Source organism: Frondihabitans sp. GW821-FHT04F02, from assembly GCF_059420045.1.
Genome location: NZ_JBWKSZ010000002.1, coordinates 284,237 through 307,556 on the forward strand (window position 1 = coordinate 284,237; position 23,320 = coordinate 307,556).

The 23,320-nt window shown below is 71.0% G+C and carries 23 protein-coding genes; 9 read left to right on the plus strand and 14 right to left on the minus strand.

Annotated features, from left to right (window positions below; all coding sequences use genetic code 11):
* The first annotated feature begins 35 nt into the window (after nucleotides 1–35).
* Nucleotides 36–2,321 carry an alpha-L-rhamnosidase gene (locus AC07TY_RS06520; protein WP_494784758.1) on the plus strand — a complete coding sequence of 762 codons (2,286 nt, stop codon included), beginning with the start codon at nucleotides 36–38 and terminating at the stop codon, nucleotides 2,319–2,321.
* Nucleotides 2,322–2,398: 77 nt separating this feature from the next.
* Here AC07TY_RS06520 and AC07TY_RS06525 read toward each other — a convergent pair whose 3' ends face one another.
* Nucleotides 2,399–3,463, minus strand: a complete 1,065-nt coding sequence (locus AC07TY_RS06525) for a LacI family DNA-binding transcriptional regulator (protein ID WP_494784759.1) — start codon at nucleotides 3,461–3,463, stop codon at nucleotides 2,399–2,401.
* 74 nt (nucleotides 3,464–3,537) lie between these two features.
* Between AC07TY_RS06525 and AC07TY_RS06530 the strand changes: the two genes are divergently transcribed.
* Nucleotides 3,538–3,729, plus strand: a complete 192-nt coding sequence (locus AC07TY_RS06530; RefSeq protein ID WP_123505526.1) for a hypothetical protein — start codon at nucleotides 3,538–3,540, stop codon at nucleotides 3,727–3,729.
* A gap of 1 nt (nucleotide 3,730) precedes the next feature.
* Here the strand turns inward: AC07TY_RS06530 and AC07TY_RS06535 are convergent, their stop codons facing one another.
* Genes AC07TY_RS06535 through AC07TY_RS06545 form a run of 3 tightly spaced genes read right to left on the minus strand, consistent with a single transcriptional unit; the run spans nucleotide 3,731 to nucleotide 5,877 of the window.
* The gene (locus AC07TY_RS06535) at nucleotides 3,731–3,928 is read right to left on the minus strand and encodes a hypothetical protein (protein ID WP_494784760.1); all 198 of its coding nucleotides are present in this window, start codon (nucleotides 3,926–3,928) and stop codon (nucleotides 3,731–3,733) included.
* A gap of 36 nt (nucleotides 3,929–3,964) precedes the next feature.
* Nucleotides 3,965–4,627 carry a response regulator gene (locus tag AC07TY_RS06540; RefSeq protein ID WP_494784761.1) on the minus strand — a complete coding sequence of 221 codons (663 nt, stop codon included), beginning with the start codon at nucleotides 4,625–4,627 and terminating at the stop codon, nucleotides 3,965–3,967.
* The gene (locus AC07TY_RS06545) at nucleotides 4,624–5,877 is read right to left on the minus strand and encodes a sensor histidine kinase (RefSeq protein WP_494784762.1); all 1,254 of its coding nucleotides are present in this window, start codon (nucleotides 5,875–5,877) and stop codon (nucleotides 4,624–4,626) included. Before AC07TY_RS06545 ends, AC07TY_RS06540 begins: the two co-directional genes overlap by 4 nt.
* A 192-nt stretch (nucleotides 5,878–6,069) precedes the next feature.
* On the opposite strand from AC07TY_RS06545, the gene alr reads away from it, so the two are divergent.
* Together alr and AC07TY_RS06555 are read left to right on the plus strand one after the other, a co-directional pair.
* Complete coding sequence (gene alr / locus AC07TY_RS06550; RefSeq protein ID WP_494784763.1) at nucleotides 6,070–7,188, plus strand: alanine racemase; 1,119 nt, start codon at nucleotides 6,070–6,072, stop codon at nucleotides 7,186–7,188.
* Entirely contained in the window at nucleotides 7,185–8,192 is a 1,008-nt protein-coding gene (locus AC07TY_RS06555) for a D-alanine--D-alanine ligase family protein (RefSeq protein WP_494784764.1), read from the plus strand. Before alr ends, AC07TY_RS06555 begins: the two co-directional genes overlap by 4 nt.
* A 70-nt stretch (nucleotides 8,193–8,262) precedes the next feature.
* On the opposite strand, the gene AC07TY_RS06560 is transcribed toward AC07TY_RS06555, so the two are convergent.
* The 6 genes from AC07TY_RS06560 to AC07TY_RS06585 all read right to left on the minus strand — a co-directional run bounded on the left by AC07TY_RS06560 (nucleotide 8,263) and on the right by AC07TY_RS06585 (nucleotide 14,308).
* Nucleotides 8,263–8,541: a GlsB/YeaQ/YmgE family stress response membrane protein gene (locus AC07TY_RS06560; RefSeq protein ID WP_123505521.1), complete on the minus strand. Its 279-nt coding sequence runs from the start codon at nucleotides 8,539–8,541 to the stop codon at nucleotides 8,263–8,265.
* Nucleotides 8,542–8,692: 151 nt separating this feature from the next.
* Nucleotides 8,693–9,361: an ATP-binding cassette domain-containing protein gene (locus AC07TY_RS06565; protein ID WP_494784765.1), complete on the minus strand. Its 669-nt coding sequence runs from the start codon at nucleotides 9,359–9,361 to the stop codon at nucleotides 8,693–8,695.
* Entirely contained in the window at nucleotides 9,358–10,212 is an 855-nt protein-coding gene (locus tag AC07TY_RS06570; RefSeq protein ID WP_494784766.1) for an ABC transporter ATP-binding protein, read from the minus strand. The genes AC07TY_RS06565 and AC07TY_RS06570 overlap by 4 nt, the downstream gene beginning before the upstream one ends.
* A complete protein-coding gene (locus AC07TY_RS06575) occupies nucleotides 10,209–13,331 on the minus strand; it encodes a hypothetical protein (protein ID WP_494784767.1) in 3,123 nt (1,040 codons plus the stop codon). Before AC07TY_RS06575 ends, AC07TY_RS06570 begins: the two co-directional genes overlap by 4 nt.
* Nucleotides 13,332–13,424: 93 nt before the next feature.
* Nucleotides 13,425–13,913 (minus strand): SRPBCC family protein, encoded by a 489-nt coding sequence (locus AC07TY_RS06580; RefSeq protein ID WP_494784768.1) that lies wholly within the window; start codon nucleotides 13,911–13,913, stop codon nucleotides 13,425–13,427.
* Complete coding sequence (locus tag AC07TY_RS06585) at nucleotides 13,910–14,308, minus strand: ArsR/SmtB family transcription factor (RefSeq protein WP_488624725.1); 399 nt, start codon at nucleotides 14,306–14,308, stop codon at nucleotides 13,910–13,912. The genes AC07TY_RS06580 and AC07TY_RS06585 overlap by 4 nt, the downstream gene beginning before the upstream one ends.
* 53 nt (nucleotides 14,309–14,361) lie before the next feature.
* Between AC07TY_RS06585 and AC07TY_RS06590 the strand changes: the two genes are divergently transcribed.
* Nucleotides 14,362–15,288, plus strand: a complete 927-nt coding sequence (locus AC07TY_RS06590) for a nucleoside hydrolase (RefSeq protein WP_494784769.1) — start codon at nucleotides 14,362–14,364, stop codon at nucleotides 15,286–15,288.
* On the opposite strand, the gene AC07TY_RS06595 is transcribed toward AC07TY_RS06590, so the two are convergent.
* Nucleotides 15,285–16,568 (minus strand): MFS transporter, encoded by a 1,284-nt coding sequence (locus AC07TY_RS06595; RefSeq protein WP_494784770.1) that lies wholly within the window; start codon nucleotides 16,566–16,568, stop codon nucleotides 15,285–15,287. The genes AC07TY_RS06590 and AC07TY_RS06595 overlap by 4 nt on opposite strands.
* A gap of 196 nt (nucleotides 16,569–16,764) precedes the next feature.
* On the opposite strand from AC07TY_RS06595, the gene AC07TY_RS06600 reads away from it, so the two are divergent.
* Nucleotides 16,765–17,520, plus strand: a complete 756-nt coding sequence (locus tag AC07TY_RS06600) for a sugar phosphate isomerase/epimerase family protein (protein ID WP_494784771.1) — start codon at nucleotides 16,765–16,767, stop codon at nucleotides 17,518–17,520.
* On the plus strand, nucleotides 17,517–18,617 hold the full coding sequence (locus AC07TY_RS06605; protein ID WP_123505513.1) for a Gfo/Idh/MocA family protein: 1,101 nt from the start codon (nucleotides 17,517–17,519) through the stop codon (nucleotides 18,615–18,617). Before AC07TY_RS06600 ends, AC07TY_RS06605 begins: the two co-directional genes overlap by 4 nt.
* Before the next feature lie 43 nt (nucleotides 18,618–18,660).
* Here AC07TY_RS06605 and AC07TY_RS06610 read toward each other — a convergent pair whose 3' ends face one another.
* A complete protein-coding gene (locus AC07TY_RS06610; protein ID WP_494784772.1) occupies nucleotides 18,661–19,497 on the minus strand; it encodes a metallophosphoesterase in 837 nt (278 codons plus the stop codon).
* A 178-nt stretch (nucleotides 19,498–19,675) separates the two neighbouring features.
* Nucleotides 19,676–20,266, minus strand: a complete 591-nt coding sequence (locus tag AC07TY_RS06615; protein ID WP_488626745.1) for a YitT family protein — start codon at nucleotides 20,264–20,266, stop codon at nucleotides 19,676–19,678.
* A gap of 163 nt (nucleotides 20,267–20,429) precedes the next feature.
* Here AC07TY_RS06615 and AC07TY_RS06620 point away from each other — a divergent pair, with 163 nt between their 5' ends.
* Nucleotides 20,430–20,897: an Lrp/AsnC family transcriptional regulator gene (locus tag AC07TY_RS06620; protein ID WP_123505511.1), complete on the plus strand. Its 468-nt coding sequence runs from the start codon at nucleotides 20,430–20,432 to the stop codon at nucleotides 20,895–20,897.
* 108 nt (nucleotides 20,898–21,005) lie between these two features.
* Nucleotides 21,006–22,037, plus strand: coding sequence for an iron-siderophore ABC transporter substrate-binding protein (locus AC07TY_RS06625; RefSeq protein WP_123505510.1), 1,032 nt, complete (start codon nucleotides 21,006–21,008; stop codon nucleotides 22,035–22,037).
* A gap of 87 nt (nucleotides 22,038–22,124) precedes the next feature.
* Here the strand turns inward: AC07TY_RS06625 and AC07TY_RS06630 are convergent, their stop codons facing one another.
* Complete coding sequence (locus AC07TY_RS06630; protein ID WP_494784773.1) at nucleotides 22,125–23,207, minus strand: LacI family DNA-binding transcriptional regulator; 1,083 nt, start codon at nucleotides 23,205–23,207, stop codon at nucleotides 22,125–22,127.
* Nucleotides 23,208–23,320 lie beyond the last annotated feature (113 nt).

Below are 23,320 nucleotides of genomic sequence, written 5' to 3' on the forward strand. Positions count from 1 at the left end.
AGACAGAACCGACCACGCACACAGAAAAGGACAGCATGACCTCGAACGCATCCGCCTCCTGGACGGCGCAGATGATCGCGCCCGACGCCGACCTCCGCGGGGCACCGCTGCTCCGCACGGAGTTCACGCTCGACGAGGGGCACGGCGCCGTGACTCGCGCCGAGCTCCGCCTGTCGGCGCTCGGCATCGTCGAGGCGTTCCTCGGCGGCGAGCCCGTCTCGCCCGACCTGCTGACGCCCGGCTGGTCGAGCTACGAGTGGCGCGTGCGCTACCAGACCTACGACGTCGCCGCGCAGATCCGCGAGACGACCGTCCTCGGTCTCGCCCTCGGCAACGGCTGGTACCGCGGCCGCCTCGGCTGGTCGGGCGACGGCGGCTGGTACGGCGACGAGGCCGCGGCGTTCGCCGAGCTCGAGATCGAGTTCGAGGACGGCCACGTGCAGCTCGTCGTCACCGACGACACCTGGACGGCCGGCGCCTCGACGACCACCCACAACGACCTCTACGACGGTCAGGACATCGACGCGCGCCTCGCCCGCACCGACTGGCTCGAGGTGGGCTTCGACGGATCGGGCTTCGCGGGCACGCACGCCGTCGAGTTCGACCTCGGCAAGCTCGAGCCCTACATCGGGCCCTCGGTGCGCCCGACGCAGGAACTCGCCGTCACCGAGGTCATCACGACCCCGAGCGGCGCCACCGTCCTCGACTTCGGCCAGAACCTCGTCGGCTGGCTCCGCGTCAACGTCACCGGCCCTGCCGGCACCGTCGTCACTCTGCGGCACGCCGAGGTGCTCGAGAACGGCGAGCTCGGCGTGCGCCCGCTCCGAACGGCGAAGGCGACCGACCGTTTCACCCTCTCGGGCGGCGCCGACGTCTTCGAGCCGACGTTCACCCTGCACGGCTTCCGCTACGCCGAGGTCGACGGCTGGCCCGGCGAGCTCGACCCGGCGGCCATCACCGCCGTCGTCATCGGCTCGGAGCTCGTCCGCATCGGCGAGTTCACCACCAGCGACGCCGATCTGAACCAGTTCCACGAGAACGTCGTCTGGGGCATGCGCGGCAACTTCGTCGACGTGCCGACCGACTGCCCGCAGCGCGACGAGCGTCTCGGCTGGACCGGCGACATCGCCGCGTTCGCTCCGACGGCGTCCTTCCTCTACGACGTGGGTGCCTTCCTCGGCGACTGGCTCGTCGACCTCGAGCGCGAGCAGGAGCACCACGACGGGATCATCCCGTTCGTCGTGCCCGACGTGATCAAGTACATGCCGAAGATCGGCGCGTTCCCCGATCCCGACTCCACCGCCGTCTGGAGCGACGCGGGCGTCTGGGTGCCGTGGACCCTGTACCAGGCCTATGGCGACGAAATGGTCCTGCGCACGCAGTGGAGCTCGATGGCGTCGCACGCCCGTCGGGTCAAGTCCCTGCTGTCGCCGGCCGGCGTCTGGGACACCGTGTTCCAGTTCGGCGACTGGCTCGACCCCGACGCGCCGCCGGAGAACCCGGCCGCCGCCAAGGCCGACACCGGCGTCGTCGCGACCGCCTGCGCGTACCGCACCGCGACGCTCGTCGCCGAGTCGGCCGCGATCCTCGGGCTGACCGCCGAGGAGGCCGAGTTCCGCGCGATGGCGGACGACCTGCTGGCGGCCTTCCACGCGGCCTACATCGACGAGAGCGGGGTGATCCTGAGCGACTGCACCACCGTGTACAGCCTCGCCATCGTCTTCGGGATCGTCGAGGGGGAGCTGCTCGAGTTCGCCGGCAACCGGCTCTCCGAGCTCGCGGCCGAGAGCGGCTACACGATCTCGACGGGCTTCGCCGGCACGCCGTTCATCACCGACGCCCTCACCCAGACCGGCCACCTCGACGACGCCTACCGCCTGCTGCTGCAGAAGGCCTGCCCGTCGTGGCTCTACCCCGTCACCATGGGCGCGACCACCATCTGGGAGCGCTGGGACTCCATGCTCCCCGACGGCAGCATCAACCCCGGCGAGATGACTTCGTTCAACCACTACGCGCTCGGCGCCGTCGCCGACTGGATGCACCGCGTCGTCGGCGGTCTCTCGGCGACAGCCCCCGGCTACTCGGAGGTGCTGATCGCGCCGCAGCCCGGCGGCGGGCTGACCTCGGCGGCGACGTCGCTGGTGACTCCGCACGGCCGGATCGCGGTGTCGTGGACCCTGGACGGCGAGACGCTGACGGTGGAGACGGACGTGCCCGCGGGCGTGTCCGGCACGCTGCGGCTGCCGGGCGCCGCCGACCGGCCCGTCGTCGAGGGGCATGACGTGGTGACGGCCGACGTTCCTGCGCCGGTGTCTGTCTGAGGCTCGGCTTCTGAGACCCCGGTATCCGCCGCACCTGGCGGATGCCGGGGTCTCGGCGTGGCGTGCCGGTCGAGGAGCTACGAGCGGGGCGGGCGGGTCGACGTGCCGACCCGGAGGCGCGGCTCGATCAGCAGCTGCTTCGACTCGGTGCGGCCGGCGAGGCGCTCCAGCAGGAGGGTGACGGCGGTCGCGCCCATCTCGTGGCCGCGCTGGTCGACGGTCGTGAGCGAGACGGCGGGGTGGGCCGTCATCGGGATCCCGTCGTACGAGGCGAGCGAGATGTCGTCGTGCGTGAGCCCGGCGTCGAGGATGGCGCGCTGCACGCCGAGGGCGATGGAGTCGTTGCCGGCGAAGATCGCGGTCGGGAGCTCGTCGCCGCTCTGCCGGGCATCGCGGAGCAGCGTCATGGTGGTCGCGTACGCCTCGTCGTCGTTGGCCCCGGTGCGGATCACCCGTGCGGAGCGGTCGAGACCGGCCGCCGCCATGGCCGCGTGATAGGCCTCGTAGCGGACCGCGTGGGGGGTGAGCGAACCCGCCGCGGTGACGGCCGCGCCGTGGGTGAGGTGGGCTATCCGACGGTGGCCGAGGTCCCGGAGGTGCTCCATGACGAGCCGGGTTCCGAGTGCGTCGTCGCTCGCGAGGGTGTCGTACGCGGCCGTCTCGTCGTGTCGACCCAGCATGACGATCGGCATCTGGCGCGACAGGCGGGCCAGCCACGCGGTGCCGACGAGCGGCGAGATGGCGACGAGGCCGTCGACCTGGCGGTCGGCAAGGGCCTCGAGGGCGCGGAACTCGAGAGCGTCGGCCGACATGGCGGGAGCGACGACCAGCTGGTACGGGGAGTCGGCGAGGGCGGCCATCGCCCCGCCGATCAGGACGTTGAAGAACGGGTTGCTGTCGCTCGGCATCTCGAGGCCGATCGTGAAGCCCGAGCCGCGCATGGCCCGGGCGGTGGCGCTCGGCCGGTAATCGAGGGCGTCGATCGCGGCCGTGACCCGCTCGCGCATGCCGGGGCTGACCCCGTAGGCGTTGCGGATGACCTTCGACACGGCCGAGTGCGAGACGCCGGCCAGCCGCGCGACGTCGCGGATCGTGGCCTTGCCCGGCGGGGTCGCGCTCAGAGGATCGCCGCTCGCCGACATGGCTCCACTGTACTGTCGCGCGGGGGTCGAAGTGCCTCTGTCCACCACCCCGGTCGGCCCCGTAGGTTCGAGGTATGGAACACCTCGTCTACCTGCTCGCCGCGATCGTGACGGTCGTCGTGCTCTCGGGTCTGGTGGGCGGTCTGGCGGCGTTCGTGGTGGCGATGCGCCAGCCGTCGGGCGCGGCCTCGCGCGGCGAACGTCCAATCGCGGCTGTCTCCCGCCCCGCCACCCCGCCGCTGGCGGACGCTCGCCGCCCGGAGTAGCTCAGCGGCGGCCGGCGCGGCGTCGCTTCCGCGCCATCACCACGCTGGCGCCGGCGGCCATCACCACGCTGGCGCCGGCGGCCATCACCACGCTCGGTGCGAGAGCGCCGGGCAGCACGCCGGGCATGAACTGCGCGGCGACGATCACCGCGCCGACCGTGGTCCCCATCAACGCGGCAGCCCTTCCGAGAATACTCATTCTGAACATCATATCCGAGAGCGAGTGCCGCGAGCGCTAGTCGAGCAGGCCGTTGTCGTGCGCGTAGACGACGAGCTGCACGCGATCGCGCAGCCCGAGCTTGCCCAGCACGGCCGACACGTGCGACTTGACCGTCGACTCGCTCACGTACTCGTGGGTCGCGATCTCCGAGTTCGAGAGCCCGCGGGCGGCGAGCGTGAACACGACGCGCTCGCGCGCGGTCAGGTGCAGGAACTCGACGGGGCTGGGCCCCTTCGCCGGGGTCTGCGCCGCCTCGACGTCGGCGCTGAACAGCTGGCCGAGCTCATCGGGCGCGAGGACAGCGCTGCCGGCATTCACCGCCCGGATCGCCGCCGTCAGGAATGCCGGCGTGCTGTCCTTCAGCAGGAAGCCGCTGGCGCCGCGCCGGATCGCGGTCGCGGCCGCGGCATCGAGCGCGAACGTCGTCAGCACGATCACGCGCGGCGGCCGCTGCGGTCCGCCGGGGCCGAACAGGGCGCCGACGGTCTCGACGCCGTCCATCACGGGCATGCGCATGTCGAGAAGCAGGATGTCGGGCTGCGTCGCGGCGATGACGTCGAGGCCCTCGCGGCCGTTGCCGGCCTCGCCCACCACCTCCATGTCGTCTTGCGCGTCGAGCGCGACGCGGACGCCGCCGCGGAACAGCTCCTGGTCGTCGACGAGGACGATGCGGATCATGGGGACTCCTCGGTGGGGTGGGGAAGGGGGATCCGCGCTCGCGCGGTGAACGTTCCGTCGACCGCCTCGGCCTCGAGGCTGCCCCCGACGGCGGAGACCCGGGCCTGCATGCCCTTGAGCCCCGTGCTCGGGACGCCGGTCGCGGCGGCCGCGTCGACGCGCAGCCCTCCGCCCGGGGTGGTGGGCGGCTCGTCGAGCACCTCGTTGTCGACCTGCAGGACGACGTCGCTCTGCCGCCACGTCTCGGCGAACGCGATCGGGCGACCGGGGGTGCCGTGGCGGAGGGCGTTGGCGAGCATCTCCTGGGCGACGCGGCGCACGACGAGCGCGCGGGCGGGGTCGGGCTGGCGCACGGCGCCGCGCACGGTGTGCTCGACGGTGACGCCGGCGGCGCGCACCTGCTCGAGCAGAGCGGCGAGGTCGTGCGGCTCGTCGGCGCCCCCGCCGCTGCTGGCCGTGCCGCTCAGCACCTCGCGCACCTCGCCGAGCGAGCGGCGGGCGGTGTCGGCGATCGTCGCCGTGACGGTGCGGATGCGGGCGGTGTCGTCGATGAACTGAACGGAGTCGGCCTGCGCGATGATGACGGCGAGCGAGTGGCCGACGATGTCGTGCACGTCGCGCGCCATCGCGGCGCGGACCCGCTCGGCCTGTGCGACGCCCTGAGCCTCGACGGCCTCGGTCTGGGCCAGCACGGCCTCGGTCTGCGCCTTGGCCGCCTGGGTCTGGGCCTGGAGGCGGAGATCGGACTCCGAGCTCCGCGAGCGGAACGCGCGGACGGTGAGTCCGGCGAGCCAGGCGAAGCCGAGGACGCCGATCGGGGCGAGCAGGGCCGCGATCGCCTGCCACGGCGAGCCGTCGAGGAAGAGCGTGAAGCGGGTGCCGGTGCGCGACAGGTAGACCGAGGCGATGCTGCCGCCGACCACGGCCGAGATGAACGAGGCGAGCAGCACGGCTCGGCTGCCGCGACTCGCCGCCGCGTAGATGACGAGCACGAGAGCCACGGTCGTGACGTTCGGCCGCTCGTTGCCGTAGACCTGGAAGGCCGCCATGACCCAGATCAGGATCAGAGCCCAGCCCGGAAAGACGCGGCGCAGGGCGACGGCGGCCACGGCGAGCAGGGCGGTGCCGGCAGTGGGGCTGTTGAGCTGGATCCCGAAGTTCACGAGGCTCAGCACGAAGAGGACGGCTCCGACGGTGAGGTCGGTGTAGAAGGCGCGCGAACGGAACCGGTCGGCGATCGACGTCTCCATGCGGTCCTCTCCGGTTCGTCCGCGCGCGACCGCACGGACACTCCATCCTCGCGGATTCGAGAACGCCGGGCTTAGTCCGGCAGGCGGAGATGGGTCGTGAGGATTCGTCCTCCCGGCCGATTGACCCCCATGTGACATATCGTACTGTGGTGGACGGCTCCACTCGCGGGCCACGATCACGAGGGGTTTCCGATGAGCACCGCCGCAGAACTCACGGTCGACGCTGACGCAGTCGCCCGCAACACGCGCCTCTTCGCCGAGCGCGCCCACGGCCACCTGATGGCCGTCCTCAAGGCCGACGCGTTCGGCCACGGCGACCTGGCCCGCGTCGCAACCGACAACGGCGCGAGCTGGCTGGGCACGACGTCGCTCGCCGACGCGCACGACCTCCGCGAGCGGGCCCCGGGCACGCCGATCCTGAGCTGGCTCAACCCCGTCGATGCCGACTGGGGCGGGGCGGTGGTGGCGGGGATCGACGTGGCGGTCCCCACGGCCGAGCACCTGCACGCTGTGTCGCGGGCGGCGGCCGCTGCAGGCGGCATCGCGCGGATCCACCTCCACATCGACCTCGGCATCAACCGCGACGGGGCCGCGCGCTCCGACTGGGCCACCCTCTGCGAGCTGGCCGCGCTGCACGAGCGCACTTCCGGCCGGGTGCGCGTCGTCGGCATCATGGGCCACCTGTCGTCCGCCGACGCTCCCAGCTCACCCGAGAACGCGCGCGAGCGGATGCTCTTCGACAACGCGGTGCGCGTCGCGCGGGCGAGGGGGCTGCGACCGGTCGTCCGGCATCTGGCCGCCAGTGCGGCGACCCTCACCCAGCCGGAGGCGCTGTACGATCTCAGCCGCGTGGGCGCCGGCCTCTACGGCATCGATCCGTCGCGGACCACGAGTTTGCACCCCGCGCTGACGCTCACCGCGCCGATCGTCTCGGTCAAGCGCGTGGGTGCGGGTGCCGGGGTCGGCTACGCGCACACCTGGTCGACCTCCCGTCCGACCTCGCTCGCGCTCCTGCCGGTCGGCTACGGCGACGGCCTCCCTCGCACGGCGTCGGGCCGAGCCTGGGTGCAGGTCCGCGGTCGGCGTCGTCCGGTGGTGGGCCTCTTCTCGATGGACCAGGTGGTCGTCGACGTGGGCGACGATCCCGTGATGGCGGGTGAGACTGCGACGGTGTTCGGCCCCGGCGACCACGGCGAGCCGACCGTGCGCGAATGGGCGGACTGGTCGGGCACCATCGACCACGCGATCGTGGTCGGCATCGGCGCGCGAGTCACCCGTCGAACCGTCGGCCTGGCGGAGGTCTCGGCGTGAGCCGGGCAGAGGGCGTGAGCCGCGCGGGCGGGCTGCTCCGACTCGCGGTCATCGGCGGTGGCGAGAACTCCGAGCACGACGTGTCGCTCGCGTCGGCGGCCGGTGTCGCGTCGGCGGCGATCGAGTGCGGCTTCACCGTCGTCGGCCTGACGATCGGCCGCGACGGCACCTGGGCGACGGCGGCGGGCGCTCCCATCGGCGTCGAGGACGCCGTCCGGATCCTGCGCTCCTGCGACGTCGCCTTCCCCGCGCTCCACGGCGTCAACGGCGAGGACGGCCTGCTCGCCGCCTTCCTGACGGCGATCGGCGTGCCGTACGTCGGCTCCGACATGCCGGCCGGCGTCCTGGGAATGGACAAGTGGGTCACCAAGCTGATCGCCGAGGCTGTCGGTGTCGCGACCGCCCCGGGTGTGCTCGTCCGCGCAGGAACCCGACCCTCCTCCGCCCTGCCCGCCGTCCCGGTCGTGGTGAAGCCCGTCGCCGCCGGCTCGAGCCACGGGGTCACGTTCGTCGCCGACGCCGCCCTGATCGACCTGGCCGTGGTCGCCGCCCTGGAGCACGACGACCGGGTGCTCGTCGAGAAGGCCGTCGTCGGCCGCGAGGTCGACATCGCCGTGATCGAGCGGGCTGACGGCGCCCTCACGGTCAGCCCTCCGCTCGAGATCGACCTGGGGGGCGAGGACGTCTTCGGGACCGAGCGGAAGTACGGGGGGACGGCGCGGTTCGCCGTTCCTGCGCCCGTGAGCGACTCGGTGCGCGTCGAGATGGAGAGCGCGGCACGGACGCTGTTCCGGGCGCTCGGCTGCCGCGGCGTCGCGCGCTTCGACTTCTTCGTGACCGATTCGGGCATCGTGCTGAACGAGGTCAACACGATGCCGGGGTTTACCGCGCAGTCGCAGGTGCCCCAGATGTTCGAGGCGGCGGGCTGGAGCTACGCGCGTCTCGTGGGGGAGCTCGTCGAGGTCGCGCTAGCCGGCGCCGTCGTCCGCCGTGTCGGGGGTTAATCGACGAGATCGCAGCAGCGGCGCCCGGAGGCGACCACTGCTGCGATCTGGGTGAAGAGTCGGCTGGCGACTAGCGCGAGACGCTGCGGCGTCCGCTGACGCGCAGGTAGATCACGAGCACGATGATCGCGCCGATGATGGAGCCGACGATGCCGGCGGGCTGGAAGAAGCCGTCCGAGGCGTCCTTGTGGAAGATCAGGTAGCCGATGAAGCCCCCGACGAACGATCCGATGATGCCGAGGAGGATCGTCATCGGGATCGAGATGTTCTGCTTGCCCGGGACGACGAGACGTGCGACCGCGCCGGCGATGAGGCCGATGACGATGAGGCTGATGATGAGGCCGAGCATGGTGTTCTCCTTGTGGGGGCTTGGGGGCCGCTCGGGAAGTAGCGACTCATCAACGAAACACTCAGGAACGGCCCAGCGCCCGATTTCGTGAGGGGATGGCCGCTACGCGGACATCAGGCGTATCCTTCCGGCCGCACGTGTGCTGCCGAGCTCATTCGCCGTGCCCGGCGAGGCCGAGAGACAGGGTGACGACCGCGCTGGCGCGTTCTCGAGGAAGCGGATCGTCCGTGGCGATGATGACCAGAGCACCTGCCGCCGCCGCTGTCTCGATGGCGGTCCAGACGAGTTCCGCCGTGGCCTCGTCGAGCTCGCTGGTCGGATCGTCCACGACGATCACGCGAGGGGTCCCGATGAGGGCACGGGCCAGGGCCACTCGCTGCTGCTGTCCTCCCGAGAGCTGCTCGACGAGGTTGTGCCAGCTCGCCGGCGGCAGGCCGAGTGACGCGAGAAGCCGCTCGACGTCTGTGACGACAGGAGGCGTCGAATGCGATCGACCCCTGGCCGTGCGATGCCCGTCAGCGGATGCGAAGAGCCGGACTGCGACGTTCTCCACGGCCGTCAGGCCTCCGAGGAGCTCGTGACGCTGCGCGAGAATCCCGGCCTCGCCGAGGCGGGGCGGAGAACCGTCGATGAAGGCGCGTCCCGCCGAGGGCATCCGGGAGCCCGTCAGGACCTCGAGCAGGGTGGACTTGCCGCTGCCGGCGCCGCCCGTGACGACGACGAGATCGCCGGAACCCGCTTCGAGCGTCACCGGGCCGATGCGTCGCGACGGCCCCAGCACGATCTCGACCGCGTCGAGACGGAGGGTGACAGGGCTCACGGGGTCACCTCGTCGCGCTGCAGGTTCAGCACGAGTTCGCCGGGGGCCGTCTCGGCCACCGAGACGAACGAGCCGGCCGGCCAGCGGTCGCGGAGCTCGGCGGGCAGCTGGACCGAGCCGTCGACGCCGACCACGGCAAAGCGCCCGCGATCAGAGGCCTCCTCGCCGATCCGGCCGTCGCGGAGGTGGATCATGCGCTGCATCCGGGCAGCGACCTGCTCGTCGTGCGTGACGATGAGCGTGGCGGTGCCCTCGGCGCTCGCGGTCTCGACGAGCACGTCCAGGAGGTGATCGCGGGAGGCGTCGTCGAGCTGGCTCGTGGGCTCGTCGGCGACGAGCAGGCGCGGCCGACCCGCCATCGCGACCGCGAGCGCGACGATCTGCTGCTCCGACGGGCTCATCGCAGAGACCGGTCGACGGTCGCGATGCAGGTCGCTCGACCGCAGCACCCGTCGGCCGAGACGCACGTCTCCGCGTTCGGCGCCGCGCAGGGCCCACGCGAGGTTCGCGTCCGAGTCTTCGTGCAGGAGCAGGTTCGTGGACGCGCCCTGGAGCATCAGCCCGAGGGTCGACCGGCGCACGTGCGCCAGCTCGCGTTCCTTCGCCCTCCCGATGTCGGCGCCGAACACCACGACGCGACCGGCCGACGGTCGGAGGATTCCGGCGACGATGGCCATGAGCGTCGACTTGCCCGACCCGGACGGCCCGAGGAGGGCGATCCGCTGCCCCTCCTCGACGACCAGGTCGATGCCTCGGAGGGCCGCGACGTCGGTGTCGGCCTCGCGGTAGACGTGCACGAGGCCCTCGCAACGGAGGGCGGCGGGGGCGGTTCGGCGGAGGGTCTCAGTCATCGCGACGACCGCCCCACGGCGCCGACCTCGAGCCGGGCGCCGACTGCGGAGCCACCCGCTGCGAGGAGCAGGGTTCCGGCGACAAGCGCGATGAGGGGCAGGACAGCCGGCGAGAAGTCGGGTGGCGGCGTGGCACCGTCTCCGGCGAGGAGCGGCAGCCGCGAGATCGTCAGGGCAAAGGCGGCGAGGCCGCTCACCGTGCCGAGGACGATCCCGCCGGCCACGGGAGTCAATGCCTCGAGCAGGAGAAGGCCTCTCAGCTTCTGCGGGGAGATGCCGGCGTCGAGAAGCGACTGCCAGTCCGAGCGTCGGCCGGCGCTTCCGATGATGCGGAGGGCCGCCGCCGCTACGAGCGTCAGCAGAAGTGCCGCCGCGCCGATCGGGAGGCCCGCGAGGGCTGCCCGCGGGTGAGCTTCCCGGACGTCTGCCGTGACAACGTCAGAGAGGTGCGTGACGGAGGTGACGCGGATGCCCTCGGAACGGAGCGCAGTCAGCACCGCGGGGTGCTGACCGGGAGACAGCCACACCTCGTCGTGGCCGACCCGCGAACCGGAGTCGGAGATCCTGCTGGCCGTCTCCAGATCGATCAGGGCGCCGGTGTCCAAGAGGCGTGGAAGGGCTCGGGCCCGGCCGATGACTGTCAGCACGCGAGGGCTGAGGTCGGGGGCGACCCCCTGGACTCCGTCGGGGACGCCCGGGTAGTCCTGGACGCGGGTTCTGCCGCCGAGGAGAGCGGGAAGGGGATCCGGGGCGTCCCGAGGCATCGCGCTGACCGTGTTTCCGCCGTCGAAGTCGGAGAACTGCAGCCGGAGTCCGGTCACCGCCGCCGGCCCGTCTCTGCCCTGGGAGATCCGGACGGAGGCCTGCTGCTGGCTGTCGGTGCGGTCGCCGATGCGATTGCGCCACTGCGAGGGGACGAGCCACCTGGCGAGCTCGGAGACGTTCTGCCGGTCGGTGGAGACGCCGGTGACGGTGAGTTCGTACCCGAACGGCAGCGGGTCGGCCAGAGCGCTCTCGATGCCGATCCACGCGACCCGGCAGCCTGCGGAACAGGGGAACGAGCCCGCCGGACTCACGAGAGTGCCGTTGCGAGGGGTGCCGAAGACCACGGTGTGCCAGCCGTCGGCGGCCTGGACGACGGCGATCAGGTGGAGCGTCGACGGATCCGTCTTCTGCGCCGTGACGCCCGCGCCGGCGATGCGAAGGCGGAGAGATGTCCCGTGGGCGGTGAGAGGTGCCGTTCGCTTCGGGACGAGCAGATCTCGGAAGGCCTCGGACGAGAGCCCGAGCCAGGCCGGACGAACGCGGGAGACAGCCGCGAATCGTGAGGTGTCGACGGCGATGAACCGCCCGACGCCGTTGCCCGTCGTGGAGACCTCGGCGGCCATCGCGACCTGCCCGGAGGGATCTGCGCGGCGGACGGCCTCGAGGAGGGACACGGTGCGAGGCACCTCGACTGTCAGGACGGTGTCCGCCCCGAGCGATGCGGCAGCCCGGTTCTGCTGCAGATGCACGGCGACCACGGCCACCTGCGCCGAGTACGTCGCGACTGACAACCCGAGCGACACCATCACCGCGGCCAGCAGGACGGACGGGGTGCGCCCGAGTTGACGACCGACCACGATGCCGCCGAGGGATCGCGGTGACCGACGGGACATCCTTCGGAGCACGACTATGGCGATCTGGACAGCGAGGATGCCGGTGACCACCGCTATCAGGCTCGGCGTCAGCGATGCGAGCTGCACGCCGCTGATGGTCTTCAGCCCGAGCAGTGAGTAGACGACTGCGGCTGTCAGGAGCACGGCCCCCGACTGCGCGACCAGCGCTGTGCGGCTGATGGTGCGCGGTTCGGTCGACTCGCGGAGGACGGAGGTCAGCGGCAGGCGTGCCGACCGGATGCTCGCAGCAGCCAGGGCCGCGAGCGCACCGAGGAGGGCGAGGCCCGCGGCGGCGAGGACGAGCGGGCGTATCGGCTCCACCGGCGCTCCAGGGCCGATGACGAGGTGGACGGCCTCTCGGGCCGAGAGGACGGCGAGGCCGAAGCCCGCGACGGCTCCGGCGACGAGGGCGATGCCCGGTTCCAGAAGGATCATGCCGATCCGCCGCCCCACCGGAAGACCGCGGAGCCGCGCGAGGCCCCACTCCTTGGCGCGGACTCGCCCGATCCGCTGCACCGCCAACGCGATGGCGAACCACGACAGAGCGAGGGCCTCGACGACGACGATGGCCAGGAGCGCCTCCGCAGCCCGGTGCTGGGGTCCCAGTCGCGCGATTATTCGAGGGAGCGGACTCGCGGTGTCGGTATCGGAGATCGCAGCGATGCCGTCGAGCGTCGCCCGGTGCGCTGCCGACACGTCGCGCAGCGCCCGCGGCACGTCGTCCAGGCGCAGAACATGCCGGAGCCCGCGGAGGGCGTAGCCGGTGGCTTCGAGTTTCTGAGCGTCGAACTGCGCGTCCGCGACGACGAACGAGGGCGCGTCGGATACCCCCGCGACGCCGAAGAAGGACGCCGGGTCCGACAGGAAACGGCCATTGAGCGGTCGGTCGTCGTAGATTCCCACGACCGTCACCGGCACCTGATCGTTCACGATGAAAAGGGAGAGCCTGGTCCCCAGCACCAGGCCAGCCTGACTTCCCCTCGTGTCCCTGTTCGCGGCCTGGGCCGCTTCCCGACTGACGGCGACCTCCCCGACCGCGTCCGGGCACCTGCCCTCGAGGAGGGGCGCGCCAGCGCAGTCCGTGCCGCCGCCGACCAGGCCCACCGTCGGCAGGGTGCCGCTCTCGCTCGGAGATGCGGCCTTTTCCCAGGACGACGCAGAGGTCGCGGCCGACACGGTGACGGGGTCAGACCACAGGGAGGCAGAAGAGCGGGTGAGAGCATCGACGGCGGCTTCGTAGCCGGAACTGACATCGCCGGGCCCGGAGTCCGCAGAGGCGACGAGCGTCGTCCGGCTCCCGCCGACAGGGCCGGTCGCATCCGCCAGCGTCTGCTGCTCGAGAGAGCGGAGCATCACGGGAGCGAGGGCGGAGAGCACGACGGCGATCAGTGACAGGACGAACAGGGACAGGAAAGCCGCAGGCCGTCGTCGGACGCTTCGCGCCCAGAACGGTCCTCTCATCACGCAGCTCCTTCGCCCGCCGTCCCGGCAACACTAATGCGTCGACGGCGCGGCGCAGCGAGCCGCGGCCCCGCTCGATCGGCGAGACCCCGCCTAGTTCGCGAGGATGGCCTCGATCTGGCCCATGGCGAGGGTCATGCCCTCCTTCATGCCCATGGCGATCAGCTTCTCCATGCCCTCGAGCGAGTCGAAGTGCGACACCAGCGTCATACGGGTTCCGCCGTCGGCGGGCTCGAGAGTCATGCGCATGCTCGTGATCGGCATCGTCTCGTCGGGCGTGCCGTCGCCCTCGGCGAAGCCGTCGCGAAGCTCGAGGCGGCGCGGCTCGTCGACGACCGTGATGACCCACCACCCGGGCATCGTGTCGCCCTCGGGAGAGGTCATGTGGTACGCCGTCGTCGAGCCGACAACGAGGTCGTGCTGGGTGAACGTGGCCGGGTACGTCGGCGGGCCCCACCAGCGCTCGAGCTGGCGCGGGTCGGCCCAGAGCTGCCAGACGCGCTCCGGGGTCGCGTCGAGCTGGGCGACTACGGTCATGGTGAGGTTCTCGGTGTCGTGAGTTGCATCGATGGCGAATGTCATGTGTCCGTTCCTTTCGATGGTGCGTCGGTGGATGATGCGGGTGCCGGCAGGTCCGTGGCTGGTCCGTCTTCGGCGAGGAGGGCGTTCATGCGCTGGAAGCGCTGCTTCCAGATGTCCTCGTAGCTTCTCAGGAGCTGCTCCGCTCGCTGGATGGTGCCGATGTCGCCCGACACGATCTGCTCGCGCCCGCGCCGGGCCTTGTGCACGAGCGAGGCCCTCTCGAGGACCGCGACGTGCTTCTGGACCGCCGCGAAGCTCATCTCGTAGCGGTCGGCGAGGGTCGACACGGACTGCTCGGCGCGGATCACTCGCTGCACGATGTCGCGCCGGGTGGCGTCGGCCAGTGCGTGAAAGATCCGGTCGATCTCATCCTGTGTCAGTTTTTCTACAACCATTTGGTTGCACGTTAGACCGACGACGCGTGAAGCGCAAGCACTACCGTCGGGGGATGAGCGAAACCATCCCCGTCTTCCTCGACTGCGACACCGGAATCGACGACGCCCTCGCCCTGGCGCACCTGCTCTCGCGCGACGACGTCGACCTGGTCGGCATCGGGGCGGCGAGTGGAAACGTCACGGCGGCGCAGGCGGCGGCCAACACCCTCGCCCTGCTGGAACTGGCCGGACGCACCGATATCCCGGTCGCCGTCGGCGGCGAAGACCACCGCGTCCACCCCTTCGACGGCGGAGCCCCCCACGTGCACGGGGCGAACGGCATCGGCGGGCTCGATCTCGCGGCCCCTGCCGTCACCACGGTCGAAGGCAGCGCCGCCGACCTCCTGATCGCGGCCGCCAGGGCGCACCCCGGCCGGCTCCGCGTCGTGGCGATCGCGCCGCTCACCAATCTCGCGCTCGCCCTCGATCAGGAGCCGGAGCTCCCCGGTCTCATCCAGAGCCTCACGATCATGGGCGGAGCGGTCTGGGACGCCGGCAACCGCACGCCGTTCGCCGAGGCGAACATCGCCGGCGACCCCGAGGCCGCCGCGCTCGTCTTCGCCGCCGACTGGCCGATCACCCTCGTGCCGCTCGACGTCACCCGGCAGCACCGGTTCGACGAATCGGATCGCGCCGCCCTGCTGGCCGCGGGAACGCCGATGACGTCAGCGCTCGGCGAGATGCTCACGACCTACTTCGACTTCTACGAGACGGTGCTGGGCGAGCGGATGTGCCTGCTGCACGATCCGCTGGCGTCGATGATCGCGACGGGCGACGTGGTCCCGGACCTCACGCGAGCGACCGCCATCCGTGTCGACCAGAGCGACGGCCCCGAGCGCGGCCGCACGGCGCCCGTCGACGGCGAAGGGACGCTCGTCGTGACGAGCGCCCCTTCGGAGAGTGCGCGAGTGCTGCTGGCGCAGCTGCTGGGCGTGGCCTAGCGGACCCGCTTGATCGGGATCACGGCCAGAGCGCCGACGACGCCGATGATGCCCGCTCCCCAGAGCATGAGCGTGTAGTTCTGACCGGCGGCGCTGCCGATGCCGAGCAGGAGGCCCGCGAAGGCCGGGGCCAGCGACTGCGGCAGCGCGTTCGCGATGTTGATGACGCCGAGGTCCTTGCCGGGCTTGTCGGCGTTGGGCAGGACGTCGACGACGAGCGCGGTGTCGATCGAGGCGTAGATGCCGTACGCGAAGCCCATGATGACCTCCGCCAGGTAGAACGCGCCGAGCGTCGAGGTGTGGGCGAGGATGATCAGGCCGACGGCGAACAGCGCGGTCGAGCCTCCGACGAAGATCTTGCGACGGCCGAGCTTGTCCGAGAGCCAGCCCGAGACGGCGGTCGAGGCGATGAGCGCGATCGTGTAGAGCAGCACGCCGAAGGCGACGGCCTCGACGGCCTGCTGCTTGCCCAGGCCGATCTGGTGCTGCATGTAGAACAGGCGGTAGGTCGTGAACATGAAGGTCGCGAAGATGATCAGGAAGCGCGACCACCAGGCGAAGGCGAAGTCGGGGTTCTTGATCGGGTTCGTCCAGAACGACGAGATGATGTTCAAGAAGGTGAACTTCTTGATCGGCGCGGTCGGCAGCTCGTCGCGGGCGACGAAGGCGTAGACGATGACGAGGGCGAGCGCGAGGAAGCCGGGGGCGATGAACAGCACCGGCAGGTTGAATGCGAAGAAGACAGCGAGGTAGGTGCCGAAGAGCACGGCGCCGTTCTGCGCGAGCGAGATGATGCTGGAGGCGCGGCCGCGCTGGAACTGCGGCACGTTGTCGGCGAAGCTCGCCGTGAGCGTGGAGTAGGTGGCGTTCGCGGCGACCTGGCAGATCAGCCAGCCGACGATCAGCTGGCCGGTGCCCTGCGCGTAGGCGACGATCGCGAGGCCGGCGATGAAGACGATCGAGCCGCCGAGCAGCCACGGACGGCGACGGCCCCAGCGGGTGCGGGTGCGGTCGCTTAGCGCGCCGGCGAGCGGGTTGGCGAACAGGGCGCCGAGGGCCCCGATCGGCAGCACCGACGCGATCATGGCGGTGGCCGCCGCTTCGGTGGGCGCGAGTTCCTGCGCCTTGAGCTGCATGCTGACGTACACCGGCGACAGGAGCGCCACGAAGATGCCGAACTGGGCGAGGCCGAGGCCCCAGAGGTAGAGCTTCGACACGGCCACGGTGCTGACGGCCTGGGTGAGGGGATCCGGAATCTTCGTTGCTTCGGGTGTCGACATGACGCCTCCTTGAGTCACAAACAAAAACCAACCACAGGTCGGCAACGCGACAGTAGTCGGTTTGCCTGTGCCTGTGCAACTGTTTCGCGGACCTTGTGAGCCGCCTGATCACCGGGCTACGCTGAGTTCGGCCATGAAATGATCGACTTTTGATCGAAGATCGACAGAAGTCACCACGAGTTTCCAGGAGTCACTGATGACAACGCCTCTCTCCGTCCAGCTCTACAGCGTCCGTGACGCCGTGGCCGAGAACCTGCAGGCGGCAGTCGACCGTCTCGCGGCCATCGGGTTCACCGATGTCGAGCCCTACGGCTTCGCCGAGCGCCCCGCCGAATTCGCCGCGGCACTGAAGTCCGCCGGCCTCGCCGCGCCGTCCGGCCATGCGGCCGTGATCGCCTCCGACGACCCCGACGCGATCTTCGCCGCAGCCGTCGAGGTCGGCATCGAGACCGTCATCGACCCGCACGCACCCGACCCGAGCTGGGCCTCGACCGACGCGGTCGCGGCCCTCGCCGAGCGCGTCAACTCGCTGTCTGCCACGGCTGCCGCGCATGGGCTCCGCTTCGGCTATCACAACCACAACTGGGAGCTGGAGAAGACCTTCGACGGTCAGACCGCTCTCGAGCTGTTCGCCTCGCAGCTGGCGCCCGAGGTCGTCCTCGAGGTCGACACCTACTGGGCGGAGATCGGCGGCGTCGACGCCGCCGCCCTCCTGACGCGGCTCGGCGACCGCGTCCAGCTGATCCACGTGAAGGACGGACCCCGGACCGGCGGCAAGGAGCTCCAGGCTCCCGCCGGTCAGGGCGAGATGCCGATCCCCGCCATCCTCGCCGCAGCACCCCAGGCGCGACGCGTCATCGAGTTCGACGTCTACGCTGGCGACGTCTTCGAAGGCATCGCCGAGTCGTTCGCCTGGCTCACCGAGCACGACACTGTAGGAGCAGACAAGTGACCAATTCCGTAAAGATCGGCTTCATCGGAGCCGGCAACATCTCGACCCAGTACTTCGACAACCTGACGAAGTTCGCAGACGTCGAGGTCGTCTTCATCGCCGACATCAACCTCGCCGCAGCCGAGGCGCAGGCCTCGAAGTACGGCATCGCGCGCTTCGGCACCGTCGACGAGCTCCTCGCGATCGACGAGATCGAGATCGTCGTCAACCTGACCCTTCCGGCGACGCACGCCGAGGTCGGCGAGCGCATCCTCGCCGCCGGCAAGAACGTCTGGAGCGAGAAGCCGCTCGCTCTCGACGCCGCCAGCGGCACCCGTCTTCTCGAGGCGGCGGCCGCAGCGGGGCTGCGCGTCGCGTGCGCCCCCGACACCGTCCTCGGCGGCGGCATCCAGACCGCCATGCGCGCCATCGCCCGCGGCGACATCGGCGAGCCGCTCACCGCGACCACGCTGTTCCAGGTGCCCGGGCCCGAGTCGTGGCACCCCGGCCCCGAGTTCCTGTTCGCCAAGGGCGCCGGCCCGCTGTTCGACATGGGCCCGTACTACGTGACCACGCTCGTCCACGCGTTCGGCTCGGTCGCGACGGCGCAGGCCGTCTCGTCGAAGTCGCACGAGACGCGCACCATCGGCTCGGGCCCCAAGGCCGGCACCGAGTTCCCGGTCGAGGTGCCCACCCACTACTCGGCGCTCCTCTCGTTCGAGGCCGGCCAGTCGGCTGCCACGACGCTGAGCTTCCAGCAGGCGCTGCCGCGCATGGGCTTCGTCGAGATCACCGGCACCGAGGGCACTCTCGTGCTCCCCGACCCGAACACCTTCGAGGGCGACTCCACCCTGTGGGCCTTCGGCAAGGGCGAACCGACCACCATCCCCGTCGAGGGCTCGACCTGGGGCCGCGGCACCGGAATCGTCGACCTGGCACGCTCCATCCGCGCGGGCGTCCCCGAGCGTGCCACCGGCGCGATCGCGGGCCACGTGCTCGACGTGCTCCTGGGCATCACCGAGGCCGCCGAGACGCGCTCGACCGTCACGATCGCCAGCTCCGTCACGAAGCCCGAGCCGCTCCCGGTCGACTTCGACCCGTCGGCCGCGACGCTCTAGCAGGGCCGGAAGGGCGCAGGAACCCCGGTTCCTGCGTCCTTCGTCACGCCGCGGGCGGCCCGGCCTCCGCCGCGATCCGCGCCACCTCGTCGGCATCGAGCGCGAAGACGATCCCGCCGTCGTCGGGCGCGGCGGCCGTGAAGGGCAGCACGCGGACTCCGCCGTCGGCGTCGAGCCTCACGATCGTTCCGGCGGCCCCGCGCACGGCGCCCTCGTGGCCGGCGGGCGCGAACAGGTCGGACTGGTTCGCGACGCCGCCGCTGACCACGACGGGGATGCCGGCCACCGCGTCGACGAGCGACAGATGGTAGTGGCCGGCGAGGACGACGCGGACGTCGGTGCCGCGGATCACCTCGACGAAGGCCCCGGGATCCTGCAGCTCGAGAGCGGCGAGGAGCGGCGTTGCGGCGGGGATCGGCGGGTGGTGCAGCAGCACGACGGTGCCGCGGGGGCTGGGCGTCGCGAGCTCGTGCGCGAGGAGGTCGAGCTGCTCGGCGCCGAGACGGCCGTAGCCGGCGCCGGGGACCGCGGTGTCGAGGACGACGACGCGGGTCTGCGCGACCGAGAACACCGGGGTCGTCTCGCCGAGGACTTCGCGGAACCCGTCGTGCAGGTCGTGGTTGCCCATGGCGTAGGCGACGCGGGCGCCCCGCGCAGCGGCCCACGGCTCGACGAGGTCGCGCAGGGTGCGGTACGACTCGGGGGTTCCGTCGTCAGACAGATCGCCGGTGCACGCCACGAGGTCGAGACGCTCGATCGCCGAGGCCCGGGCCAGGACTCGCTCGAGGTTCGCGCGCGTGTCGACGGTGCCGTAATGGCGGCCGTCGCCGGCGAAGAGGTGGGTGTCGCTCAGGTGCAGGATGTCGAACGTATCGCTCATGCGCTCACGGTAGCGCGGGCCGGTGACAGGCCGCGTGCGCGCTGCCAGAGCGACGGCGCAACGGGGCCGGGGTTTCTCCTGGAGCCGCTTTCCCTGAGCGTGAATTCACGCCCAGGGAAAGTCTCCCCAATGGAAACCCCGGGCCCGCGGGGTCGTGATCGGGTGGCGTGGCCGCGCGTCAGAGCCAGCGCGGCACCCCGGCGTAGCGGCCGGGGCGGTGGTTGAGCGCGATCATGAGGTTGATGACGACCGCACCGCCGGCCGACAGCAGCACGAGCCAGGCGGGCACGACGGCGAAGGCGGCGAGCACGACGGCGACGTCGAAGCCCATCTGCACGTAGCCAGCGCGCCAGCCGAGGCGCTCCTGGGCGATCAGCGCGACGATGTTGAAGCCGCCGAGGCTCGCGCCGTGGCGGAACAGCACGATCACCCCGAGTCCGGCGAGCACGTTGCCGACGACCACTGCGTAGACCGGCGACAGGTGCGAGACGCCGAGGGCGGCGACGTGGACCGATGAGAGTCCTGAGACGAGGGCCACCGACAGGGCGGTCTTGAGCGTGAAGACCCAGCCCTTCTTCCAGAGGGCGAGGGCGAAGAACGGCGCGTTGACGGCGAAGAAGAGCACGCCGAAAGGGACCGGGGTGGCGTAGCTGATCAGCAGCGAGAGCCCCGCGGTGCCACCGGTGACGACGCCGGCCGACTTCAGCAGGAAGAGGCCGAGCGACGCGACGAGCGTGCCCGTCGCGATGCCGAGGGCGTCCTCGATCATCGAGTGGCGGGTCGGGGAGGGGGCCGGCGCGGTCGTGGCAGCGGCGGCAGGCAGTGTCTGGGTCACGGCCCCATCGTCGGTGCGCGTGGGCCGACGCGCAAGCATCGGGCGCAGGAACGTGCACACGCCCACGCCAGCCATCGATTCCGGGCAGAATGCTCACATGACCGTCGATCCTCTCGATGCCCGCCTGATCCTCGCCCTCGACGCCGACCCTGACGCCACCGTGGTCGCGCTCGCCGCGAAGCTCGGCGTCTCGCGCAACACCGTGCACGCCCGCCTCAAGCGCATGGTCGACGGCGGCACGCTCGGCGCGCAGAGCCGGCGCGTGCATCCGGCGGCGCTCGGCAGGCCGCTCACCGCGTTCGTCTCGATAGCGCTGAGCCAGGCCGACGAGGAGCATGCCGTCGCCGGCCTCGCCGCGCTGCCCGAGGTGATCGAGCTGCACGCCATCACAGGCGAGAGCGACATGCTGGCGCGGGTCGTCGCCGCCACGACAGAGGATCTGCGGCGGGTGACGGGGGCGATCCTGCGGATCCGCGGCGTGGTCCGCACCAACACGACCATCGCGCTGACCGAGGTGCTGCCGATGCGGCTGGGCCCGTTGCTCGAGCGCGAGGCCGCCCTCTAGCCGGACCCGCGTGAGCGCTCGACGATGGCCGTTGCAGATTAGGCAAGGTTTGCCTAACTAAGGATGACCTAATAAGGTCGATGCGACCCCACCCGAAAGGCACCGCCCTTGTCATCCTCCCTCTTGCGCAAGTCCGCCGCGATCGCGGCCGCCGCTGCCCTGGCCCTCTCGCTGGCCGCCTGCTCGACCTCGAGCGACGCCGGCTCGACCGACACGTCGAGCTCGTCCGCCGACGCGTTCCCGGTCACGATCAAGTCGGCACTCGGCTCCGCGACCATCGAGTCGAAGCCTCAGCGCGTCGTCACCATCGGCTGGGGCGCGGCCGACACCGTCGTCTCGCTCGGCACCACCCCCGTCGGCATCGAGGAGGTCACCTGGGGAGGCGACTCTGAGAAGGACTACCCGTGGGTGACCGAGGCGATCCAGAAGCGCGGCGACGCGCTGCCGAAGACGTTCGCCGTCTACCCCGACATCGACATGACGGCGCTGGCCGAGCTGAACCCCGATGTGATCATCGCGCCGCAGTCGGGCATCACTGCCAAGCAGTACAAGACGCTCAGCGCTCTCGCACCGACCGTCGCCTACCCCGGCGAGGCGTGGGGCACCTCGTGGAGCGACGAGATCTCGATCATCGGCAAGGCGCTCGGCGAGACGGCGAAGGCCGACGACCAGGTGACGAGCATCAAGAAGACCCTGGCCGACACCGCCGCCGCCAACCCCGAGTTCGCCAAGTACGACTTCACCTACATCTACGCCGCCGAGCCGGGTGCGCTGTCGATCTACCAGAAGGGCGACCCGCGAGTCGACATCATCTCCGGTCTCGGACTGACGCCGGAGAAGACCGCGGCGGCCCTTCCGAAGACGGCCGGCACCTTCGTCTCGACCATCGGACTCGAGAAGGCCGACGAGCTCGACAAGACCGACATCGTCTTCACCTGGTTCAACGACAAGGCCAACCAGGCCGAGATCGAGAAGCAGCCGCTGTACGCGCAGATCCCCGCCGTGAAGCGCGGCTCCTACGTCGCCAACACGAACCAGCAGCTCGCGATGGCCTCGACGGTCATCACCAGCCTGAGCCTGCCGTACGCGCTCGACCGCTACGTCGACATGATCAAGGCGGCTGTCGCCAAGGTCGAGTAGTCGGTTCGCTCCTGAGAAGGGCCCCGTGCAGCCGCGCGGGGGCCGTCTCTGGTCGCAGGATCGCGCCGTCGTCAGCGCGGCGGGCCGTCAGGGGCGGCGCGGCGCCGTCGACTCCCGCGCCACCAGCGACGTCGCGAGCTTCACGTGGTACGAGGACGGCGCCGTGCCCGACGCCAGCCGCAGCACGGTCTCGACGGCGAGGCGGCCGATCTCGCGCATGGGGGTGCGGATCGTCGAGAGCGTCGTCGGCATGGGCATCGCCGAGTAGGTGTCGTCGTAGCCGATGACGCTGACGTCGTCGGGAACCCGGAGCCCTCGGGCGACGACGGCCCGGATGGCGCCGAACGCGGCGCCGTCGTTCGTGGCGAACACGGCCGTCGGCGGGTCGGCGAGGGCGAGCAGCCGCGCGGTCTCCTGCTCGGCGGCATCCAGGCTCGAGGGAGCGGCGTCGACGGGCCACGCCCCGAGGGGTTCGCCGATCAGCTCGGAGTCGTCGACGATGCCCGCCGCGGCCAGCGCGTCGCGGTAGCCGCCGAATCGCTCGCGCTCGTCAGCGCCGGCCGGGTGGCCGCTCACGAAGCCGATGCGGCGGTGCCCGAGCGCGATGAGGTGCTCGGTGGCCTGGAGGCCGCCGGCGAAGTGGTTGGAGCCGATGCTCGCGAACGATGCGTCGAGGCTCGCGGCCGAGGCGTTCGGCCCGCTCGGCGGGTCGACCGCGACGAGGGCCAGCCCGGACTCGCGGCACGCGGCGACGAGCCAGGGCTCGACGCGGGTCGTCACGAGCACGACGCCCTGATGGCCGCGTGAGGTGATCGACTGCACCCACGCTCGGTCGAGCACGAGGGGCTCCTGACCGTCGCCGGGCACGCGCAGCACGGTGGTGACGAGATCGACGCCGGCGCCGCGGCTCGCCGCCACGAGCCCCTCGAGCACCTTCATCGAGTAGAGGTTGACCAGGGTGTCGAAGACGACGTGGACGGGACCGCGCCCGGGTCGTTCGCGCGAGAGCGGCGTGTAGCCGACCTCGGCCATCGCCCGTTCGACCCGCTCGCGGGTGGCCTCGGAAGAGCCTGGCCGCCCGTTCAGGACCTTCGAGGCGGTCGCCTTCGAGACGCCGGCGAGCGCTGCCACGGCATCGAGGGTCGGCCGGGAGTCCGGTGTGCGTGCCATGGAATGCCCCTCACGACGACAGTCGATGCTTGACGGGGATCGATCGTGCTCGTAGCCTCGATCTGCCAGCGAAACTTATTGAAACAGTTTCGCACATGGAAAGCAAGTGCGCG

Bases quoted from the DNA above. Each gene is read 5' to 3' on its own strand.
- AC07TY_RS06590 (WP_494784769.1), top strand. From the start codon at position 14,362: ATGAGCGAAACCATCCCCGTCTTCCTCGACTGCGACACCGGAATCGAC.
- AC07TY_RS06620 (WP_123505511.1), top strand. From the start codon at position 20,430: ATGACCGTCGATCCTCTCGATGCCCGCCTGATCCTCGCCCTCGACGCC.
- AC07TY_RS06600 (WP_494784771.1), top strand. From the start codon at position 16,765: ATGACAACGCCTCTCTCCGTCCAGCTCTACAGCGTCCGTGACGCCGTG.
- AC07TY_RS06540 (WP_494784761.1), bottom strand. From the start codon at position 4,627: ATGATCCGCATCGTCCTCGTCGACGACCAGGAGCTGTTCCGCGGCGGC.
- AC07TY_RS06595 (WP_494784770.1), bottom strand. From the start codon at position 16,568: ATGTCGACACCCGAAGCAACGAAGATTCCGGATCCCCTCACCCAGGCC.
- AC07TY_RS06575 (WP_494784767.1), bottom strand. From the start codon at position 13,331: ATGAGAGGACCGTTCTGGGCGCGAAGCGTCCGACGACGGCCTGCGGCT.
- AC07TY_RS06570 (WP_494784766.1), bottom strand. From the start codon at position 10,212: ATGACTGAGACCCTCCGCCGAACCGCCCCCGCCGCCCTCCGTTGCGAG.
- AC07TY_RS06530 (WP_123505526.1), top strand. From the start codon at position 3,538: ATGGAACACCTCGTCTACCTGCTCGCCGCGATCGTGACGGTCGTCGTG.
- AC07TY_RS06520 (WP_494784758.1), top strand. From the start codon at position 36: ATGACCTCGAACGCATCCGCCTCCTGGACGGCGCAGATGATCGCGCCC.
- AC07TY_RS06630 (WP_494784773.1), bottom strand. From the start codon at position 23,207: ATGGCACGCACACCGGACTCCCGGCCGACCCTCGATGCCGTGGCAGCG.
- AC07TY_RS06580 (WP_494784768.1), bottom strand. From the start codon at position 13,913: ATGACATTCGCCATCGATGCAACTCACGACACCGAGAACCTCACCATG.
- AC07TY_RS06610 (WP_494784772.1), bottom strand. From the start codon at position 19,497: ATGAGCGATACGTTCGACATCCTGCACCTGAGCGACACCCACCTCTTC.
- AC07TY_RS06535 (WP_494784760.1), bottom strand. From the start codon at position 3,928: ATGAGTATTCTCGGAAGGGCTGCCGCGTTGATGGGGACCACGGTCGGC.
- AC07TY_RS06560 (WP_123505521.1), bottom strand. From the start codon at position 8,541: ATGCTCGGCCTCATCATCAGCCTCATCGTCATCGGCCTCATCGCCGGC.
- AC07TY_RS06525 (WP_494784759.1), bottom strand. From the start codon at position 3,463: ATGTCGGCGAGCGGCGATCCTCTGAGCGCGACCCCGCCGGGCAAGGCC.
- AC07TY_RS06585 (WP_488624725.1), bottom strand. From the start codon at position 14,308: ATGGTTGTAGAAAAACTGACACAGGATGAGATCGACCGGATCTTTCAC.
- alr (WP_494784763.1), top strand. From the start codon at position 6,070: ATGAGCACCGCCGCAGAACTCACGGTCGACGCTGACGCAGTCGCCCGC.
- AC07TY_RS06615 (WP_488626745.1), bottom strand. From the start codon at position 20,266: ATGATCGAGGACGCCCTCGGCATCGCGACGGGCACGCTCGTCGCGTCG.
- AC07TY_RS06545 (WP_494784762.1), bottom strand. From the start codon at position 5,877: ATGGAGACGTCGATCGCCGACCGGTTCCGTTCGCGCGCCTTCTACACC.